Genomic DNA, 19891 nt, shown 5'->3' on the forward strand with positions numbered 1-19891 from the left:
CTGTTTATTTACATGGTGGCACAAACGGTTACAACCCTAGGCTTACTATTTTTGTTCCTGAAAAAGTAACAATTCCCACCCATCATCAGGCTTATTTATGCATCGAATGCGAATGTTCCTTCCTGAAATCGCTTTTTTCAAAATTTTCCATAACGAGAGCCGCGGCGCCTGTTATTTCGGCCTGATGGCCGAGGGAAGAAATTTCTATTTCTGTATTGGAGGCCAACCGCGGAATGCAATGTTCATTTAGTGCCTGCTGAATGGGCGCCTGCCATATTTTCCCGGCCGATGAACCGCGACCGCTTAAGATCACTACTTCGGGGTTCAGCAAATGGATCAAAATGGCCACGCCCCTGCCAATATTATAACCCGATTGGGATAAAATTTCTACTGCAAACTTGTCGCCTTTACCTGCAGCACTGATGATTTCCTGAAAAGCCTGTTCGGCATGTTCTACCGACAATTCTTTTAAGAGTGAAATTTTCCCTTCTTTCAGTCCTTTGTTGGCTTTTTCAATTACCACCAGCAGGGAGGTTTCGGTTTCAAGGCAACCGCTTTTTCCGCAGCTGCATAATTTATTATTTAAAAAAAGCGGAATGTGGCTGAACTCGCCGGCAAACCCATTGTGACCTCTGAATAATTCACCATTCAGGATCATACCTAATCCAACACCCCAGCCAACATTTATTACCATGGCATTTTTTTTACCACGGGCAGCACCGAACATGAGCTCGGCCAGTGCAATCAACCGGGAATCGTTATCGATAAATACCGGCAGTTTGATCTTCGATGAAATGAATTGGGTAAGGGTACCCTGCTCCGGCTCAAGGAAAGTATAGTTCACCCCCTGTAAGGCATCCACAAAACCGGGCATGCCAATACCTACCCCCGCAAACTTGTTTCTGGGGATTCCCGACCGGGTTATAACCTCATCAATTTTATCAGTGAGGGTCGAAAGCGCCTTCGGGTTTTTAGGCAGGGGCAGCTCGAATACTTCCGTTTCAGTTACCTGGCTGTTTTGCATGTTTAAAATGGCAATGCGGGTTATCAGCTGGTCCATAGCCACCGAAACCACATACAGTACATCGGGCTTCAGGGAATACATAACAGCCCGCCGGCCACCGGTAGAGGCAGCAAAGCCGGTTTCTGTCACCCACCCCTCCTCAATAAGCTTTCCCAGCATTTTTGTAGTAACGGGCAAGCTTTTATGGATCTTGTCGCTCAGGTCGGCGCAGGAAAGCATATTAGAAAAATAAAGATGCTTGACGATCTTCTTTTTATACAATTGATTCTTTTCCGTCATGTAGCGTAGAGAAACTTTTACCAAATTTACTGTTAAGTATCAGAACTTTAAAGCATTTCACAAAAGCGTGTTGCGACAATTCCGAAAGAGCCGTTTTCGCCACCTTCCGTTGCATTTGGCAGGTAATCATTTTTGATACAGTAAAATTGCTTTTGACCACCTGCATTCTTAATCAGTTTTTTATGTCTTTGTTTCAGGCAGCTAAAGAAAAAGCGGGGGTTTTGACATTTGTAAAGAAAAATTCCGAAAGCCTGAACCGGGGCAACTATGTTACATTCTTTAACGTATTGTTTCGTGCAACCTCAGTGTGAGTGCAAAGTGCCTGTTCCAACCGATCCCTGGGTTCCCGGCCCGATACAAGGGGCTGGATATAATTATAATATGCAATTCCGGTATAAAGCTATTCTGCCAGTAGCAGGTTTTGTTTGGTATAAAAACAAATGGATCGCCCGGTATCTCTTAAATATACAAACCAGTCCTTGTGAGTGCATGATATATGAACTAATATAAAGCGTTCAAACCTATGCGCCGGTTGCAAACTTTGTAAGCATGCCGTGCAAACGGCGTGCTTCTATATGGGTTATTTTTTAGTTTTAGGGTTTGGTTACCCTGTCCTTTTAAGGACAGGGTTTTTTATGTGCTTACAGGTGTATTAAAACAGGCTGAACAAATACTGCATTTATTCGAAATGAAAATTAATATCAGGCAACCAAACAGAACAGTTAATCGTACAACTCCATGGTATTTGTATTAATACCCCCACTCGTGAAAAACAACGCGGACGATCTGTTTTGAGGTTTTTATAACAACCGGAAAAGGCTATTGTCAGGCGGCCATTTATTTGGCAAAACGGACCAGCATAAATGGCAATACCATTATTGCTTCGGTGCTGGCTTTCCACAGCTGTTTTTAATTGTTGAATTATGATAAAGAAAATTACAGGCGTTTTAACAGGCGTTATTTTATTATCCTATGGTTGTTATAACGATAAGGAAGAGATCTTATATGGAATCACTACCTGTGATGGTACAAATGCATCATTTTCTGTGAATGTTAGCCCCATCATACAATCCAATTGCGCCATTACCGATTGCCATGCTGCAGGAAGCATCAATGGACCCGGTGCCCTTACCAGCTATTTGCAAATAAAAAATGCTGCAGTACAAATAAAATCGGCAGTGGTATCGCGTTTTATGCCCCAAACCGGATCGCTTTCTTCAAGTCAGATAAAATCGATTAGTTGCTGGGTTGATGCCGGCGCTCCCAATAATTAAATAGTAAGTATTCATGACAAAAAAGAGGATTATCATTGGAGGTATAGTGTTAATTATAATGATGACTGCCGTTTATGGCTGGTATCAATATAACAGGACCGTACAGGGGCTTGCTGAGGTACGGGCCGATTATTCAGTAAATGCCACAGCCCTGATCAATGAATTTGTTAGCAATGAAGATGCTGCCAATAAAAAATACCTGAACAAGATCTTATCAGTAAAAGGGATGATCAAAAATATTGAATCGGCGCAGGGCACCATTGTATTGGGCGATACGGCAGATATGAATAGCGTACGTTGTGTGCTCGACAGCAGCGCTCATCCCCTAACCGGTGCATTGCACCGGGGGGCCGTAATAACTATTAAAGGCGCCATCACCGGATTTAACAAAGACGAAACCGGGCTGCTGGGTTCAGATGTTCAACTCAACCGTTGCGTTATTGCCAATTAGCATTAGTAAACCAAATATTGTTACAATGAATCTACAGATAAAGAAAGACTTTCTTTTCTGCTGTCTTATTTTAATGGCCGCAGCTACAACAATAGCCCAGGACAAGTATTTCACAAAAAGCGGGTCTATACATTTTTTATCAAAAGGCGCCATTGAAATCATACAGGCCGATCATCGCAGTGTAACCTGTGTGCTTGATCCAAAAACCGGAGCCATTCAATTTGCCGTACTGATGAAAGGGTTTGAATTTAAAAAAGCCCTGATGCAGGAACACTTCAATGAGGATTACGTGGAAAGTGATAAATATCCCAAAGCCGAATTTCGCGGGCAAATTGTAAATAACAGCGATATAGCCTATACCAAAGATGGTGTTTATACGGCGCATGTAAAAGGAAAGCTCACGCTGCATGGTGAAACTAAGGATGTAGAAACTAATGGAAAGATCACCGTAAAAGGCGGCAAACTGCTTGCCAGTTCAGATTTTACTATCCTGATGTCAGATTATAATATCGCCATACCCAAACTGGTGAAAGAAAATATGTCGAATACAGTGACTATAACTGTGAACTGTACGCTGGAACCCCTGAAATAAGTACTTTACCGGCCACTCACTAAAAAACCAACCGATATGAACAAAATAACCCACATAATGCTTACCGCCTGCTTTGTTTTACTGGCAGGCAATACTATAGCGCAGGACCAGGACCTGTTAAACCTGGTAAAGGATTCAACGGCTGCCAAACAGAAAACATGGTCAACAGGCGCCTTTAAATCATCGCGTGTAATAAACGGGCAGTCAATGGAACTTATAGGTAAAGGCGTGCTGGATGTGCGCATTCTGCACCGTTTTGGCCTGTTAAGCGCGGGAGCCGATAATTTTTTTGGTCTTGACCAGGCCAGCATGCGCATGGGATTCGATTATGGTATAACCGACAATTTAACCGTAGGTGTTGGAAGAAGCACACTCAATAAGGAACTGGATGCCTTTTTGAAATTCAGGCCTGTTCGCCAGTCAGAAGGCGGTTCGCCGGTTTCTATAGTATGGGTATCGGGCGCTACATTGCAAACCATGAAGTGGACCGATACTGCCCGCAAAAATTATTTCTCTTCCCGCATTGCGTATTATCATGAAGTGATCATCGGCCGCAAGTTCAGCAAGGCCTTCAGTATGCAATTGAGCCCCATTCTGGTGCACCGCAACCTGGTCACCAATGCTAATGATGAAAATAATACCTGGGCATTGGGCATTGGCGCCCGCCTGAAACTATCAAAACGTACCGCGTTCGTGGTGGATTATCATCCTATACTGGCCGGACGCGAACCGGGAACAAAAGATCCGCTATCTGTTGGCTTTGATATTGAAACCGGCGGTCACGTATTTCAGTTACACTTCAGCAACAGTACCGGTATGAACGAAAAAGCATTCCTGACCGGCACTACCGACAATTTCTGGAAAGGGGATATCCGTTTCGGATTTAACCTGTCGAGGGTGTTTCAGGTAAGGAAGAAAAGATAAACATGGTGGAAAAACAGTGATAAGCAAAGCGGGGCTGTATCAAAAGTATGATGCAGCCTCTTTTTATTCGGGAACCTGATGGAGCCCGGTTGGTGGCACACCTGGCCGTAAAGGGTGATACCGAACTGGTAAGGATCATCGAATTACAAACTCCACTTCCCCAAAGTCGAATTCCCGCTCAATAACATCTTTGGTTTGCAGCCGGCCGGTATCAGAAACACCTGTGATGGTTGTTTCAAACAAAATGGTTCCCTTCTTTAGTGTAACCGGTTGATGCATTTTGTATAACACTTGCTGATATTCGGTCATGATGGTTTCCATATCACCTTCCTGTAATGCCCGATACCGGTTTTCCAGCGCCTGGCAAAGCTCCCGGCCCATTTCAGTGGCATCAAAATCTTTTCCGGTGATCTGTTTCAACGAAACCGGGTTAGGCAGGGCGGGGTCAAAAACGACCTGGTTAATGTTAATTCCTATACCCACCACGGCATATAGCCAATCTGATCCGCGAAATACGTTTTCTATCAAAATTCCACCTGCCTTTCTGTCACGCCAATACACGTCGTTTGGCCATTTAATTCGGGTTTCATCCCCGGCATATTTTTTATAAAAATCATAACAGGCGAGGGCTACTGTAGCCGACAGCCAGAACTGGCGGGTGGCCAATAAGCCGGGCGTAACGACCACACTAAGCATGATATTTTGATTAGGGGTTGTTAACCAGCTTTTTCCACGCTGACCTTTACCGGCTGTTTGTTCAAGGGCAAACCAGGTGGCGCCATGACTTGCCAATCCGGCTTGTATTTGTTGCATGGCATAGTTGTTGGTGCTGTCAATGGTCGGTAATATTATATAAGGATGACCAATAGGCGCCTGTTGACCAGGATGTGACAAAAGATTATTATTTTTGGGATGTGCGAAAATAGGTATTACCGATGATCGTTTAGAGAGAAATGATGTGGTAATAAGCGAATTTATTCGTATTTTAAATACCAGTAGTACTTCCCCCGGTCAGGGAAGGGAATAGAGCCAAAAGCAGCGCTCTCCTCACTACCAGATGAATAAACACAATTGATCATTTAAACACAGGATTATTGGAACAAGTTTCATTGTTAGCTACCCGTCGTAAGCGAAAAAGTGTAGCCCGGTTAACAAAAAATTCAAAGTTTTTCAAAGCAATCATTCACGCCATAAAGGAAAAGAAGGGAGAGAATATTCTTGCGCTGGACCTCCGTAAAATTCCCGAAGCTGTTGCCGACTTTTTTATTGTTTGCGAAGCCAGCAGTACCACTCAGGTAAAAGCCATTGCTGACTTTGTGGAGCATCATGTTGAACAAACAATGGAAGAATCCCCCTACCATAGCGAAGGGCAACAGTCAGCTCACTGGATATTAGTCGATTATGTAAACGTGGTGGTACACGTAATGCTGCCCGAAACCCGCAAATTCTATAAACTTGAAGAAATGTGGAATGACGCGGAAGGCGAAGAATATTAAGCTCCACTGCAAAAATTAATGTTAAAATGCTGGTTTGTGCGAAATAATCATTAACTAACAGCTTTTTAGGCGAACATTTTTGTGCTACCGATCATTAATAATATTTACAATAGAAAACAAGGACAAGCTACATAATATGTCACAGGACGAGTCAAGACAAAACGACCGCAATTTCCCCCGCTTACGTCCCCGCGATGACGGCGGCCAGCGAAAAGGTCCAAAATTCAATATTTACTGGGTTTGGGCTATCATTTTTGCTGTTTTAGTAGGCTTTCAGTTATTTGGTTCCTTTGCTCCAGATGCCAAAACCATTACCGACCTCGAGTTTTACAAAATGTTGGATAATGGGGATGTAGAGAAGCTTAATACAGTTACCAATAAAAATACGGTTCGGGTTTTTATCAAGAAAGAAAGGTTAGATAAATACAAAGATCAGTTTTCGAAAAACTGGCCAAGTGTTCCCGAAAAAGGCCCTCATTTTGAGTTCAAGGTCATTAAAGCCGATGATTTCAATAAGGAACTGAACGCTTACTTCGACAAGCATCCCGAACTTACCCGGGTTGCCAATATTCCCATACAGGAAGGAGAATGGTTTGGTTCTATAATTCAATTCTTATTACCCTTAGTAGTTATTGTGCTCATTTGGGTAATGCTAATGCGAAAAATGGGTGGTGGCGCCTCCGGCGGCAGTGGCCCCGGTGGTATTTTTAACATCGGAAAATCAAGAGCTACCCTGTTCGATAAAGGCACTAAAGTAAACATCACCTTTGCCGATGTGGCCGGTCTCGATGAAGCCAAGGTAGAAGTGATGGAGATCGTTGACTTTTTAAAGAATCCCAAGAAATATACTTCACTCGGTGGTAAAATACCAAAAGGGGCATTACTGGTGGGGCCTCCCGGAACCGGTAAAACCCTGCTGGCAAAAGCCATGGCCGGTGAAGCGCAGGTCCCTTTCTTCAGCATGAGCGGTAGCGACTTTGTGGAACTGTTTGTTGGGGTGGGCGCCAGCCGTGTTCGTGACCTGTTCAAACAAGCCCGTGAAAAAGCACCCTGTATCATTTTCATTGATGAAATTGATGCCATTGGCCGTGCACGTGGCAAGAACGCGATCATGAGCAACGACGAACGCGAAAGCACCCTGAACCAGTTGCTGGTTGAAATGGATGGTTTTAGCGGTGAAAGCGGCATCATTGTACTGGCAGCTACCAACCGCCCCGATGTGTTGGACAGCGCGCTATTGCGTCCTGGCCGTTTCGACCGTCAGATCTCGATCGACAAACCCGATCTGAAAGGCCGCGAGCACATTTTCAAAGTGCACCTGAAGCCCATCAAGATCTCTGAAAAAGTTGATATCCATAAGCTGGCCGAACAAACACCAGGTTTTGCCGGCGCCGATATCGCCAATATATGTAACGAAGCCGCGCTGATAGCCGCCCGTAAAGGAAAGCAATCAGTTGAAATGGACGATTTCCAGGATGCAGTTGACCGGGTGATCGGTGGTTTGGAAAAGAAGAACAAGATCATTTCGCCCGACGAAAAACGCATCATCGCCTACCACGAAGCAGGTCACGCTATCTGCGGCTGGTTCCTCGAACATGCTTATCCATTGTTGAAAGTAACGATAGTGCCCAGAGGGGTTGCTGCCCTGGGGTACGCACAGTACACACCGAAAGAACAGTACCTGTACAATACAGATCAGTTAATGGACCAGGTGTGTATGACGCTCGGCGGCCGTGCCAGTGAAGATATTTTCTTCCATAAAATATCAACCGGCGCACAAAACGACCTGCAGCAAATTACCCGCATAGCATATTCGATGGTTACAATATATGGGATGAATGATAAAGTGGGTAACGTAAGCTTTTACGATCCCGCCCAGGAAAATTCATTTACCAAGCCATACTCAGAGGAAACTTCGAAGATCATTGATGAAGAGGTGCGTAAGCTGATCGAAGATGCGTATGAAAAAACAAAACAATTACTCACCGAGAAAAAGGCACAGGTAGAAAAGCTGGCCGAAGCCTTACTCGAAAAAGAAGTATTGTTCCAGAGTGATGTGGAAGCATTGATCGGTAAACGGCCATTCACTGATAAGAAAACGCTGGATGTAGATGGTGAAGGCCATACAGAAGGCGCCATCAGCGAAGGTGTACCTCCTTATGACAGTAATGTAACCAATCACCCAGCCACCTGATAGCTATGAACGTTTCTCAGGCTAGAGAAAATATTCTGAATAAAATAAAGAAGGCGTTGAATAATTCAACGCCTCTCCCTTTTCCGCAAGTTGATAACAGCAGTTCGGTATATCAACCTTCCCAGCAGGACCTTGGATTGGAATTTGCACAGCGGTTCACCAACCTGCAGGGAAAATTTGTTTTTTGTGAGAATTATAAAGAGTTGGTGAGCCAGCTTAATTTGATCGTTGCAAACAACAAATGGGACAAAATATACTGCAGGGAAGAAGGTTTGCGGAAAACGTTGGCAGAAAATCAGTTCAATAATTATTCCCACAACGACCTGGCCTCCTGCGATACCGCCATTACTACCTGTGAATGGCTGGTTGCGCGTACGGGTAGCATTGTTATGTCGGCTGCCCAGGAAAGTGGCCGTACCGTAAGTGTATATGCGCCCGTGCATATTTGCATTGCCCATACCAGTCAACTGGTATATGATGTAAAAGATGCTTTATTGAAGGCCAGGGAAAAATATGCCGGCAATCTTCCCTCCCTGATCACATTTGCAACGGGTCCCAGCCGCACCGCTGATATTGAAAAAACGCTGGTTGTAGGGATACATGGTCCCAAAGAAGTATATGTATTTCTTGTTGATCAATAAAAGATCGTGAAGTGTAAATCAGCGTCGGTGGCTTTTCATTCGCCAGCTGGTACACCTTTTCACGTTTTATGACCAATCTCATGCAACCCGATATTTACAGGCTTTTTGTTTATGGGTCACTGCGCAGCGGCTTCCATAATTCGGTTTATAATTATATAAGCCGGTATTTTGTTTTTGACGGCATGGGCACCGTGCAGGGCAAGTTGTTCGATATGGGTGAATACCCCGCTGCTATTCCCTGTACGGAAGAATATTTTATAATCGGCGAATTATATCATATTGCCCAGGTGGAAGAATTCGGCTGGGTCATGGAACAACTTGACGATTACGAAGGCCTGCTGGTAGAGCCGGGAGGAATACCGTTATACAGAAGAGAACTGGTGAATGTGCTGTTCAAAAATACGGCAGTAACCTCCTGGATGTATTGGTACAACAGGCCCGTCACCAATGAACCGAGAATTGAGTCGGGCGATTATGTGGCCTATAAAATGCGAATAGGGAAATAAATGCAACCTGATAAAAAAATATATTTTCTCTCCGACTTTCATTTAGGTAGTCCCGACCATGCAGCCAGCCTGGTGCGGGAAAAACGCATTGTTGAGTTTTTGGAAGAAATACGAAAAGATGCAGCCCTGATCTTTATCGTGGGCGATATGTTCGATTTCTGGTACGAATACCGTACTGTTGTGCCACGGGGATATGTACGCTTACTGGGAAAGCTAGCCGAAATAACCGACTCAGGTATTCCCATACATTTCTTTGTAGGCAATCACGACATGTGGATGAAGAGTTATTTTCAGCAGGAGCTGAACATCCCTGTTTATTTTGAGCCCCGCGCTTTTGAATTCAATCATAAAAAATTCTGGGTTGGTCATGGTGATGGCCTGGGGCCTGGCGATCATGGTTACAAATTCATGAAGAAGATCTTCCGCAGCCCTGTATGCCAGTGGTTATTTGGTATTTTACCACCCTATATAGGAATGGGGTTGGCCAATTACCTCAGCCGCAGAAGCCGCACCGTAACCGGTAACGCAGATGATAAATTCTATGGGGAAGAAGGGGAGTGGCTGATCACTTATTGCAAAGACATTCTTAAAGCGCAGCATTACGATTACCTCGTATTCGGGCACCGGCACCTGCCCATTGATTTCACTCTAAAGGGTGGCAGCCGGTATATTAACCTGGGCGACTGGATCAGGTATTATACTTATGCCGTTTTCGATGGACAACATCTGGTACTTAAAACCCGTTATCCTGAACTGGAAAACAAAATCGTTCGCCATTAGTGTTCCGCTCGTTGATCATATTAACCACTTTTTTATATTGGTGCAAGACAGCCTGCGCACAAACCACTACGCTAACAACCGATACATTTTTTGTATTTAACAGGCTCGCCGGCGATCAGGTAACCGATTTTACCGTCGACAACCTGGGCAACCTGTATATCATAAATAACACCGGACAAATAAAGAAAACAGGCCCGGCCGGTGATTCCATTGCCGTATTCAATAATGTACGGCAATATGGAAAGTTGTACCTGATGGATGTTACAAATCCCCTGCGTGTTTTACTATACTATCGCGATTTTGGTACCATCGTTGTTTTGGACCGGTTTTTGAACACCCGGACCACCATAGATCTTCGAAAACAGCAGTTATTTCAGGTAAATGCAATTGGCCAGTCATATGATAATAACATTTGGGTATATGATGAGCTCGAAAGCAAATTAAAACGGATCGGGGAAGATGGCCGCATACTTGACCAGTCGACCGATTTCAGGTTGATCGTGGATTCAGCTCCTTCACCACAATTTATTGTTGACCAGAACCGGTTGGTATACCTGTACGATTCATTGAAAGGCGTTTATTTATTCGATTATTACGGCGCTTTCAAGAACCGCATTCAGTTAAAAGGCTGGACCGACTTTACCGTAATTGGTAATGCCATGTATGGGAGAGATGCCAATATGTTGTACCGCTATGAACCCGGCACCCTGAACCTGCAGAATTACCCCATTCCGGTTTGTATGCAGGATGCGCAAAAAATAGAGATAACACCCGGCAACCTGTATGTGTTGCGTAAAAACCGGCTGGAAGTATTTTCATATCGCTGATTGCTTATCATAACATTATAATTTTTTAAAGAAATAGCTTTTTTAAAGTTTATAACTTTGAAAAAGTTTTAAAGCCACTGAATAATTAAGAATGGGATCTTTTTTAGATAAGATTTTTCTCGATAACTCAATCAGGAGCTACCTCATTGTAGCCGGATCTTTATTGTTGATCTTTTTATTCAAACGATTATTATCGCGTTACATTGCCGGTGTATTATTTGGTGTGGTGCGGCGCATAGTGCGCGGGGTTGATAAATCCTCGTTTGTAAAACTGGTTGTTTCGCCGCTGGAGGTTTTCCTGTTGGTGCTGTTCAGTATAATTGCACTTGACAAACTTACCTTTCCCAAATTACTGAATGTTGATATTTACAAGGCCAATGTACATGAGTTCGTTGATGCCATTTCCATTATTGTTCTCATCATTGCATTCATATGGCTGCTGCTGCGGATCATGGATTTCATAACCATGATATTGCATCACAGGGCCGATCAAACGAATGACCCTAGCGACAATCAGCTGATCGTTTTTTTCAAGGACTTTTTTAAAGTGGTACTGGTCATTTTGGGCATATTAATGATCCTGAAATTTGCTTTCCATTATAACATCAGTAATCTGCTTACCGGGCTCAGTATTGCCACAGCGGCCATTGCCCTGGCTACCCGCGAAAGCCTCGAGAACCTGATCGCTTCCTTTATCATCTTTTTCGACCGGCCCTTTACCATGGGCGACCAGGTAAAAGTGCATGAGATCACCGGTACGGTAGAACGCATAGGTTTGCGAAGCACTCGTATCAGGACCGATCAAAAGACCTACGTTACAGTTCCCAATAAACAAATGGTCGACAGTATTCTCGATAATTTATCTCTTCGCTCCCAGCGGCGGGCATTGGTATTGCTCGAACTGCATGCCGAAACGCCACATGATACCGTAAACCAGTTTGTGCAACGGGTGAAGAATGTTTTTAACCAGCGAAAAGACAAGGTTGAAAATCATATGGTATTCCTGGCAGATATTTCTAAGAATGCTTTCATCATACATGTTGAATTCTTCACTGCACCTATTCCGGTAGCCGATTTTAACGAATTGCGGCAACAGGTGAACCTTACGCTCATCAACCTGATGGAAGAAATGAATATCAGGCTGGCCACCAAAGAAGAGGGTGGTAAAGTGGAAGCCAAACAAATTGTGTAAAAGAGTAAAGGCTGCTTACATTTTCTTTAAAGTGAACTTGCTTTGTTTTATACCGGGCTCTTCGGAAGGAATTTCTATTGTCAATTTATCGGCCTGAAGGGTGTGCACTTTCAACGACATGGTGCGGTATGCTTTGCTAAGGCCGTCGAAAGAAGTTAATACAATTGACTGGTTATTGGGCCCCAGCGAATAAGTGCCTTTGTACTGGGCGTTGTTTTCGTTGCTGCCCGTCCACACAAAGGATTTGTCTTTATTGAAGATCAGTTTAAACCGGATGGCCGCTGCTGCGGTGAGCACTTTGCGAAGTTCCTGCCGCATGCGTATACTGTCTGTTTTTAAAATGGCCTGTACTTTATTCTTTTGTTTGAAATTGTCGACCATGTATTTCATGCTGGCGGCGGTATCCTGAAAATCGAGCAGGCGGTCTGTTGTTTCCCATCGAACTACATACCAGTTGCCGGGAAGTATATTATCAGACACGGATTGTGCATGGGCGTGATACTGACAAATCAGGGTAAGAGCTATGGACATATATTTCCACATAGAAGGCGAATTGTTACATGGAATTTACAGATTTTTTAAGAACGCGAAATAAAACTTTTCCGCATCAATTGAGTATAGATTACATAATGAATTTTACTACTACAACGCGGCTTTTATTTCAAGCAAAAATCCTTTAAGTGATTGCAGTGACTGGATCATTTCAAAATGTTCTTTCGCCCTTGAGCTTTTCTTCAGAAAATCCTTTGCGCCTTCGATGGTAAGTTTACGGCGGCGTAACAGATCATAGATCAGTTCCAGATTTTTAATATCAACCGGTCTGAAATGGCGGTCGCCTTTGCGGTTCTTGCGGGGTTGAATGATATCGAATTCATTTTCCCAAAAGCGAAGTAGCGACTGGTTCACCCCGAACATGTCGGCCACTTCTCCAATGGAGTAATACTGGCGTTGGAACAGGGTTTCATCGTCGGGGATATTTACCAGGTCAGCCTCGGCATCGAGGGCTTTTAACGATTTGCGGCCCCGGGTCGATTTTTTGGCAGGCACAGTTGCCGGTTCCTGCTCCGGTTCTGCCTCTACAGGCTCCGGAGCGCTGTTTTTAACGGCTTCCGGTTCCGTTTTTAATGTTTTTACCCGTACCCCCACAGACGCTTCATTTTCCGGCGAGGAAGGCACTTCACTGAATTCAAATGTAATCTGGGAGTAATTGCGGTTGTCCATAATTCCAATTGATAACCTGGTAAAATTGTATAAGCTATCAAATATCGTGCAGTAAAGGTACAAAGGCCAAAACGCGGGTATTGGCACAACTTATCAACGATTGTTAAATAATGTGGAAAACTGGTTCTTTTATTGCTTAAAACACAGGCTGTTGGGGCTTTTGAGGTCAGGAAAAAAGTTCATAAAAAGGGGACCTAAATAAGGGCAAAACCCTTTAATTTTTAGTAAATTTGCAGGATTAATTTTTTATAAACTGCAAGATCATTCCACTCGAAAATATGGCTACAGAAACTACGGAAATTCCTATTGCTGCCAATAATGCCAATAACGGTTACGGAGCAGATAGCATACAGGTTTTAGAAGGTTTGGAAGCGGTCCGCAAACGCCCCGCCATGTACATTGGCGACATTGGCGAGAAGGGGCTGCACCACCTTGTGTACGAAGTAGTCGATAACTCAATCGACGAAGCTTTGGCCGGTTATTGTAAGAACATTGAGGTAAGCATTCATGAAGACAATTCGATTTCAGTTGATGATGATGGCCGCGGTATCCCTACGGGCATGCACGCCAAAGAAAAACGAAGCGCCCTGGAAGTGGTAATGACAGTACTGCACGCTGGGGGTAAGTTCGACAAGAACACCTATAAGGTTTCCGGCGGTTTGCACGGGGTGGGTGTAAGTTGCGTGAACGCACTTAGTTCCAAATTGCATGTAACCGTTCAACGTGAAGGAAAGATCTTTGAACAGGAATATGCTATAGGTATACCGCAATACGCCGTGCGCGAAATTGGCGCCAGCTCCAAGACCGGAACGCATACACACTTCTGGCCCGATACTTCCATTTTTACTGCATCTGTTTACAAAACAGATATCCTGGAAGCCCGTTTACGTGAGTTGGCCTATCTGAACCGGGGCATACGCATTACGTTAAATGATCTGCGCGAAAAAGACGAAAACGGCACTACTTATACCAAAACATTTTACAGCGAAGGCGGTATTGTTGAGTTTGTAGAGATGCTTGATAAGAATGCCGGTCGCACATCATTTCTGCCCACCATAATTTACGTGGAAGGAAGAGATGAGGATACCAATGTTGCGGTTGAAGTAGCGTTAACCTATAACGACAGCTATAATGAGCATATTTATTCGTATGTGAATAACATCAACACCATTGAAGGTGGTACGCACGTAGCAGGTTTTCGCCGTGCACTTACCCGCGTGTTCAAAAGCTATGGCGATCGCCAGAACCTTTTTGAAAAAGCCAAGGTAGAAATTGAAGGCGATGACTTCCGCGAAGGCTTAAGCGCCATCATATCAGTAAAAGTTCCCGAGCCGCAGTTTGAAGGACAAACAAAAACAAAGCTTGGTAACAGTGAAGTAAGTGGGGTGGTTGATTCAACTGTTTCAAGAGTACTGGAAGCATTCCTGGAAGAAAATCCCAAGGATGCAAAAAATATCATCTCCAAGGTTATTCTGGCTGCACAGGCAAGGGCCGCTGCACGTAAAGCCCGCGAGCTGGTGCAACGGAAATCGGTGTTAACCGGTGGCGGTTTGCCTGGTAAACTGGCCGATTGCAGTGACCGTGATCCTGAGCGTTGCGAGTTGTTCCTGGTTGAGGGTGACTCGGCCGGTGGTACAGCCAAACAGGGCCGTGAACGTGCCTTCCAGGCCATTTTGCCATTACGTGGTAAGATCCTGAACGTGGAGAAAGCCATGGAGCATAAGATCTACGAGAATGAGGAAATTCGTAACATGTATACGGCGCTGGGTGTAACAGTTGGTACGCCTGAAGATCCCAAAGCGTTGAATTTAACAAAGCTCCGTTATCACAAGTTGATCATCATGACCGATGCCGATGTTGACGGAAGTCACATTGCCACGCTGATCCTTACTTTCATTTACCGTTATATGAAAGAAATGGTTGAGCAGGGTTATGTGTACATTGCGCAACCACCGTTGTATCTGGTTAAAAAAGGTAAGGAGCAGGCATATGCCTGGAATGAAGAACAACGCAAAGCACTGGTAGAAAAACTGGGTGCCGGAAAAGAAGAAAGCGTTGGTATTCAGCGATACAAAGGTTTGGGTGAAATGAATGCGGAACAATTATGGGAAACTACCATGAATCCCGACAGCCGCACGTTGAAGAAAGTTACTATTGAAAGTGCTGCCGAAGCCGATCGCATCTTCAGCATGCTGATGGGTGATGAAGTAGCGCCACGCCGTGAGTTCATAGAAAGTCATGCTAAATATGCACGTCTCGACGTGTAAGAATAATTAGCTGGTTTAATATTCCCGCATAGCGGGACATGTTGTGCTAATGAAAACAAATTATGATTTTCATTAGCACATTTTGTTTTTAGTCGTGTAAGCGTCTGTGGCACGCAATTAATTTGAAGAACAGACATTAACTAATTATAACATTTACAAATTACAAATGGCTTATTAGCATAACTTGTTCAGACTTTAGCGGGGAATATCACATTGGCATATCGGATTTTCTTATCTTTAAACACTATTTTAGTGTTCTGGCTAAGATTTTGTAAGAGAAGATGTCAACTTTTAAAATCTACTAACTACGTAAAAGAACTAAACTATGTCGGAAATTACGCTCACTGCATACAACGTAAAAACAAAAGAAAAGAATGTGCCTATTCAGGATGCAGTTATTACCAAAACTGCCAAAGGCGCTTATATGGCACAGGGACATGATGGCAAAGGAAATAAATTAACCACGTTACTGGGCGAAGAAAAAGCATTGGCAGCCATAAAAGCCGGTGTTGCCAAACAAGGCTGGGAATAATTACATTATAAAGAAGAAAGTCAGCATACAGCCTACATGAAATGTAACTGGGTGCTGACTTTCGGTCTTTTTACTTATTGAGTGAATCAGATAAAGTTCAGGTAATCATACTGGCTGCCTAATATCTTTTTGTCATCTGCCTGCAGCCATTTATTCAGGATCGTTGCATATACATTTTTAAAATCTACTTTGTATTTCAGGTCTCCTTCCTGCAGGTCGGCCAGGTCGGGCAATGCATTTAATACGCCCTTTTGCTGCAAACCACCACTCACCAGGAACATATTATTGGCCGTGCCATGATCGGTTCCGCCACTGGCATTTTGCGATACCCGGCGGCCAAATTCAGAAAAGGTCATAAGCATTACATCCTGAAAACGATTATTACTTTTGAGGTCTTTTACAAATGCGGTAATGGCCTCGTTCATTTCGGTGAATAATCTTTTTTGCTGTCCTTCCTGCGCCACATGCGTATCAAAACTTCCCAGCGACAGGTAGTATACCTTGGTGTTGATGTCTGAAAAAATAAGGCTGGCAATTGTTTTCAGGCTATTGCCTATATCTGACCGGGGATAGTCGGTACTGCTTGGGTGAATACGGCTTTGTTTATAAATATAATCAGCACTGCTCACCGTTTCGGCCATTGTTTTATACAGATAGTCAACCGGTTTTTCATCATTATTGACAGCATGGCTTGCCGCCACTTCTTTAAAATATTTTTCATTGCTCGAAGTGAACAGCCGCCGGGGATCTTTCATGGCTAATCCTTTTACATGTTCACCTTTCATTGCCAGGCTTAACACATCGTCTATTTCAAGGGCTTGTGTGGGTTTATCGCAACCGGCACATTGCGCATCGAGATAACGGCCTACCCAACCTGAATACACATACTCATTACTATTGCTGGCGCTGTGCCATATATCCATGCTTCTGAAATGTGACCTGTCGGGATTGGGATATCCCACGCTGTTCAAAATACCCAGGCTGCCATCATTGTACAGGTCTTTTAAGCCGGTTAATGCCGGATGCAGGCCCACTTCATCGGTTAACAACAAGGCTTGTTCTTTGGTAATTCCAAGGCGGGGCCGTGATTTATAGTAGATGTCATTTCGAACAGGTATTACGGTATTCAGGCCATCGTTACCGCCGCTTAATTGTAAAACCACCACCACTTTATTGCCGGGTGGCACCAATGCTGGCCGTTCAAAGGCTTTTAAAAATTTGGGCAGCATCATAGATGCTGTGGCAAGAGAGCCTATTTGTAAAAATTCTTTGCGTTTTATGATCATACAATAAGTTCTTGGGTTGTTAAGGTTTCTATTAGCATAATTGATATTCCGGTGAGCTCATCAATTGAATGGTAGCTGTCTTGATATAGCTTTCCCGGCTTGAGGCGTCAACATATTTGTTCAGTATTTTTTCATCGACGGGTGGAGCGCCCTGTATCAATATGCCCGAGATGGAGCTCAGTAATTTTTCGCGTGGCACTTTCTCAAATTTCTTCAGATAGGTTTCCCAGTCTACTGCAGCTGAAATTACCTGGCCGCCTTTTTTACCCATTCCCTTCTTATTTACATCCATCATGCCCATCATTTGGTCGTCGTCATCTTTTGGTTTCAGGGCTACTTCATCATTATCAAAGATCAATTGGGGGATGCGCAGGCGGAACATCAGTGAACTACTGTCGATCCAGTTTTTACCACCGGGCCAGCCGGCTACGTTGGGCGGGTAAAACAGGATCTGACCCAATATTCGTTGTAATAACAGTTGTACCTGTTCGTTTTCGAGTTTCATGGGCAATGCCCGGCGAATGCCAACGATCAATTCAACCGGCGATTTAATTCTGCAGCCGATGTTTTGGGCATCGTAGAACCAGTCGCTGGTGAATATATCGGTCATCAATTCCTTTATATCATAATGGCTTTGATAAAAACGGTCGGCCAGCCACGTTACATGCCCTTCATCGGGTACATCGTTCACAAAGTAGCGGTATATTTTGCGGGTAATATAAGTGGCAGTTTGTTTATGCTGCAGTAAAATGTTCAGCACATCATCGCCATCGAAATTGCCTGTTTTGCCCAGTACGGTCTTTGTGCCATCGTCGTGCTGAAATTTTCTGAAGGCAAATTCGCCGCTCATGGTAGCACCCCAGCCGGTAAATGCGCGGGCCGCTTCTTTAATATCATTCTCAGTATAATTGCCCCGGCCCATAGTAAACAGCTCCATCACTTCACGGGCAAAATTCTCATTGGGATGACCCTTTTTATTTTGATTATTGTTGAGGAAATTGATCATGGAAGCGCTTTTGCTCACTTCGCGTAACAGGTCGCCAAAATTGCCCAGTGCATTTTGGCGGATGATATCCAGCAGTTGTTGCTGGTAAAGTATATTAAGGTTGCGGCAGGCAAAATGGCCATGCCAGAAAAGGGCCATCTTTTCCCGTAACTGTTGTTCACTGTTCACCATCTGGTTAAGCCAGGTGAGGTTGAGACTTTTTATGTTTTCACGTGATTGCTGGCGAAGCTTTCTGCGCTGCATTTCGTCTTCATCGCGTTTGCGCATGCCCGCTTCCTGTATGCCCATTACAAGCCCTTTGATGGCGTTGTCGGCAACATCGATCATGTCGGGGCCTTTTGCAGATGCTTTGAACAGTGAGTTAACGTAGGATTTATGCGAGGCGGTTGCCAACTGTTGAAATTCTTCGGCCATTGGGCCAAAGCCGGCACGCCATAGAAGGTGTTGATTTTTCAACTGGGGTGTTACAATCATTATGGGCGTTTTGCCTGTGACTGAACCAATTGTTAAAAGTTTAACGAATTATTGCAAATTAATCTGCTCTTGATAAGAACCGCTCAGGAGTTGCGGCTTTTTGCAAGCCGGCGGCTGTTTGTGGGCTAAAATAAGGCGGGCGCTGGCAAAAGAGGTGCAGGATCAGTAAAAAGAGCAAGGCCGCCCCCGGTAACTATCGGGGCGGCCTTGCTATGAAAAGGGAATATTATCCTTTGTTGTTGAGCAGGAAGCGGAAACCTACATAGAACGTAGAGGCGTTTTCCAGGCTTGCTCCCATTGAAAATGAACTCGATTTTGTTTCAGATGCCGGCGCTGAAATATCTAATGATTGTTTATTTTTTGAATACGATGCATAGAACAGGTTACTAAATCCTGTTTCCAGGTGGAGACTTTTATTGATGGCAACGGATACACCAGGGGATACGGTTAAGTTACCAGCCCAGCTTGTTTTTTTGTATTTTGTTGGGCCAGAATAATCGTTTTGGGTCCAGTTAGAACGGGTGCTTCCGTAAAAGGCATTTAGCTGGCCGAAAATATATAACCGGTTAACGATGGGCACATACTGGCGCAGGAAAACGCCACCGCCAAAACCTTTATCTTTCTGTTCTTTTATGTATGCGTTGTCTTCAGTTTTGTAGTTGTTATAGTTCAGCGCAATACCGAATACAAGGTTGTCTTTAACTACAAAGCCTATGGCCGGATAAACACCAATCGTTTTGGATTTAGGGTCTGTCGTTGTTCCCGGGTTATCTGTTTTTGTTTCCGAATAGCCAACACTGCCTCCCAGCCAGATACCTCCTTTTTTGATCTGGGCATGGGCGGTTGTAAATAGAGAAAAAGCGAAAGCGATCATGAGTAAACTTTTCTGTAGCATAATACTTTGGTTTTTGGTAACGCAAATATG

The 19891-nt window shown here is 44.1% G+C and carries 20 protein-coding genes; 13 read left to right on the top strand and 7 right to left on the bottom strand.

What is annotated here, in order from left to right:
- Positions 1–91: 91 nt before the first annotated feature.
- Positions 92–1303 (bottom strand): ROK family transcriptional regulator, encoded by a 1212-nt coding sequence (locus A3860_RS07350; RefSeq protein ID WP_081145899.1) that lies wholly within the window; start codon positions 1301–1303, stop codon positions 92–94.
- A 923-nt stretch (positions 1304–2226) separates the two neighbouring features.
- On the opposite strand from A3860_RS07350, the gene A3860_RS07360 reads away from it, so the two are divergent.
- The 4 genes from A3860_RS07360 to A3860_RS07375 are packed head-to-tail and all read left to right on the top strand — an operon-like array spanning position 2227 to position 4544.
- A complete protein-coding gene (locus A3860_RS07360; protein WP_081145901.1) occupies positions 2227–2577 on the top strand; it encodes a hypothetical protein in 351 nt (116 codons plus the stop codon).
- A gap of 13 nt (positions 2578–2590) precedes the next feature.
- Positions 2591–3028: an OB-fold protein gene (locus A3860_RS07365; RefSeq protein ID WP_081145902.1), complete on the top strand. Its 438-nt coding sequence runs from the start codon at positions 2591–2593 to the stop codon at positions 3026–3028.
- Between the two features lie 25 nt (positions 3029–3053).
- Complete coding sequence (locus A3860_RS07370; RefSeq protein WP_081145903.1) at positions 3054–3620, top strand: YceI family protein; 567 nt, start codon at positions 3054–3056, stop codon at positions 3618–3620.
- A 36-nt stretch (positions 3621–3656) separates the two neighbouring features.
- Positions 3657–4544 (top strand): DUF5777 family beta-barrel protein, encoded by an 888-nt coding sequence (locus tag A3860_RS07375; protein ID WP_081145904.1) that lies wholly within the window; start codon positions 3657–3659, stop codon positions 4542–4544.
- Between the two features lie 135 nt (positions 4545–4679).
- On the opposite strand, the gene A3860_RS07380 is transcribed toward A3860_RS07375, so the two are convergent.
- On the bottom strand, positions 4680–5438 hold the full coding sequence (locus A3860_RS07380; protein ID WP_245843491.1) for a biotin--[acetyl-CoA-carboxylase] ligase: 759 nt from the start codon (positions 5436–5438) through the stop codon (positions 4680–4682).
- 200 nt (positions 5439–5638) lie between these two features.
- Between A3860_RS07380 and rsfS the strand changes: the two genes are divergently transcribed.
- The 7 genes from rsfS (at position 5639) to A3860_RS07415 (ending at position 12180) form a co-directional block, all read left to right on the top strand.
- A complete protein-coding gene (gene rsfS, locus A3860_RS07385; protein WP_081145905.1) occupies positions 5639–6040 on the top strand; it encodes a ribosome silencing factor in 402 nt (133 codons plus the stop codon).
- Positions 6041–6176: 136 nt separating this feature from the next.
- Complete coding sequence (gene ftsH, locus A3860_RS07390) at positions 6177–8234, top strand: ATP-dependent zinc metalloprotease FtsH (protein WP_081145906.1); 2058 nt, start codon at positions 6177–6179, stop codon at positions 8232–8234.
- A gap of 5 nt (positions 8235–8239) precedes the next feature.
- The gene (locus A3860_RS07395) at positions 8240–8875 is read left to right on the top strand and encodes a LutC/YkgG family protein (RefSeq protein WP_081145907.1); all 636 of its coding nucleotides are present in this window, start codon (positions 8240–8242) and stop codon (positions 8873–8875) included.
- Positions 8876–8943: 68 nt separating this feature from the next.
- Positions 8944–9381: a gamma-glutamylcyclotransferase family protein gene (locus A3860_RS07400; protein WP_081145908.1), complete on the top strand. Its 438-nt coding sequence runs from the start codon at positions 8944–8946 to the stop codon at positions 9379–9381.
- Positions 9382–10161: a UDP-2,3-diacylglucosamine diphosphatase gene (locus A3860_RS07405; RefSeq protein ID WP_081145909.1), complete on the top strand. Its 780-nt coding sequence runs from the start codon at positions 9382–9384 to the stop codon at positions 10159–10161.
- Positions 10161–10988 (top strand): hypothetical protein, encoded by an 828-nt coding sequence (locus tag A3860_RS07410; protein WP_081145910.1) that lies wholly within the window; start codon positions 10161–10163, stop codon positions 10986–10988. The genes A3860_RS07405 and A3860_RS07410 overlap by 1 nt, the downstream gene beginning before the upstream one ends.
- Before the next feature lie 91 nt (positions 10989–11079).
- Positions 11080–12180 carry a mechanosensitive ion channel family protein gene (locus A3860_RS07415; RefSeq protein WP_081145911.1) on the top strand — a complete coding sequence of 367 codons (1101 nt, stop codon included), beginning with the start codon at positions 11080–11082 and terminating at the stop codon, positions 12178–12180.
- Positions 12181–12195: 15 nt separating this feature from the next.
- Here A3860_RS07415 and A3860_RS07420 read toward each other — a convergent pair whose 3' ends face one another.
- The gene (locus tag A3860_RS07420) at positions 12196–12723 is read right to left on the bottom strand and encodes a hypothetical protein (RefSeq protein WP_081145912.1); all 528 of its coding nucleotides are present in this window, start codon (positions 12721–12723) and stop codon (positions 12196–12198) included.
- Between the two features lie 99 nt (positions 12724–12822).
- Complete coding sequence (locus A3860_RS40460; RefSeq protein ID WP_143773984.1) at positions 12823–13401, bottom strand: MerR family transcriptional regulator; 579 nt, start codon at positions 13399–13401, stop codon at positions 12823–12825.
- 278 nt (positions 13402–13679) lie between these two features.
- Between A3860_RS40460 and gyrB the strand changes: the two genes are divergently transcribed.
- Positions 13680–15668, top strand: a complete 1989-nt coding sequence (gene gyrB / locus A3860_RS07430) for a DNA topoisomerase (ATP-hydrolyzing) subunit B (RefSeq protein WP_081145913.1) — start codon at positions 13680–13682, stop codon at positions 15666–15668.
- Positions 15669–15993: 325 nt separating this feature from the next.
- Positions 15994–16200, top strand: a complete 207-nt coding sequence (locus A3860_RS07435; protein WP_081145914.1) for a hypothetical protein — start codon at positions 15994–15996, stop codon at positions 16198–16200.
- An 86-nt stretch (positions 16201–16286) separates the two neighbouring features.
- Here the strand turns inward: A3860_RS07435 and A3860_RS07440 are convergent, their stop codons facing one another.
- From A3860_RS07440 to A3860_RS07450, 3 genes are all read right to left on the bottom strand, one after another.
- Positions 16287–17486: a DUF1501 domain-containing protein gene (locus A3860_RS07440; RefSeq protein WP_081145915.1), complete on the bottom strand. Its 1200-nt coding sequence runs from the start codon at positions 17484–17486 to the stop codon at positions 16287–16289.
- A gap of 31 nt (positions 17487–17517) precedes the next feature.
- Positions 17518–18966 carry a DUF1800 domain-containing protein gene (locus A3860_RS07445; RefSeq protein WP_081145916.1) on the bottom strand — a complete coding sequence of 483 codons (1449 nt, stop codon included), beginning with the start codon at positions 18964–18966 and terminating at the stop codon, positions 17518–17520.
- Positions 18967–19192: 226 nt separating this feature from the next.
- The coding region (locus A3860_RS07450) for a hypothetical protein (RefSeq protein WP_216823395.1) at positions 19193–19891 on the bottom strand (699 nt) is incomplete at its 5' end.

This window comes from Niastella vici, from assembly GCF_002077945.1.
Lineage (GTDB): Bacteria > Bacteroidota > Bacteroidia > Chitinophagales > Chitinophagaceae > Niastella > Niastella vici.

Bases quoted from the DNA above. Each gene is read 5' to 3' on its own strand.
- A3860_RS07365 (WP_081145902.1), top strand. From the start codon at position 2,591: ATGACAAAAAAGAGGATTATCATTGGAGGTATAGTGTTAATTATAATG.
- gyrB (WP_081145913.1), top strand. From the start codon at position 13,680: ATGGCTACAGAAACTACGGAAATTCCTATTGCTGCCAATAATGCCAAT.
- A3860_RS07395 (WP_081145907.1), top strand. From the start codon at position 8,240: ATGAACGTTTCTCAGGCTAGAGAAAATATTCTGAATAAAATAAAGAAG.
- A3860_RS07360 (WP_081145901.1), top strand. From the start codon at position 2,227: ATGATAAAGAAAATTACAGGCGTTTTAACAGGCGTTATTTTATTATCC.
- A3860_RS40460 (WP_143773984.1), bottom strand. From the start codon at position 13,401: ATGGACAACCGCAATTACTCCCAGATTACATTTGAATTCAGTGAAGTG.
- A3860_RS07405 (WP_081145909.1), top strand. From the start codon at position 9,382: ATGCAACCTGATAAAAAAATATATTTTCTCTCCGACTTTCATTTAGGT.
- A3860_RS07435 (WP_081145914.1), top strand. From the start codon at position 15,994: ATGTCGGAAATTACGCTCACTGCATACAACGTAAAAACAAAAGAAAAG.
- A3860_RS07445 (WP_081145916.1), bottom strand. From the start codon at position 18,966: ATGATTGTAACACCCCAGTTGAAAAATCAACACCTTCTATGGCGTGCC.
- A3860_RS07415 (WP_081145911.1), top strand. From the start codon at position 11,080: ATGGGATCTTTTTTAGATAAGATTTTTCTCGATAACTCAATCAGGAGC.
- ftsH (WP_081145906.1), top strand. From the start codon at position 6,177: ATGTCACAGGACGAGTCAAGACAAAACGACCGCAATTTCCCCCGCTTA.
- A3860_RS07420 (WP_081145912.1), bottom strand. From the start codon at position 12,723: ATGTGGAAATATATGTCCATAGCTCTTACCCTGATTTGTCAGTATCAC.
- A3860_RS07370 (WP_081145903.1), top strand. From the start codon at position 3,054: ATGAATCTACAGATAAAGAAAGACTTTCTTTTCTGCTGTCTTATTTTA.
- A3860_RS07350 (WP_081145899.1), bottom strand. From the start codon at position 1,303: ATGACGGAAAAGAATCAATTGTATAAAAAGAAGATCGTCAAGCATCTT.
- A3860_RS07440 (WP_081145915.1), bottom strand. From the start codon at position 17,486: ATGATCATAAAACGCAAAGAATTTTTACAAATAGGCTCTCTTGCCACA.
- A3860_RS07400 (WP_081145908.1), top strand. From the start codon at position 8,944: ATGACCAATCTCATGCAACCCGATATTTACAGGCTTTTTGTTTATGGG.
- A3860_RS07375 (WP_081145904.1), top strand. From the start codon at position 3,657: ATGAACAAAATAACCCACATAATGCTTACCGCCTGCTTTGTTTTACTG.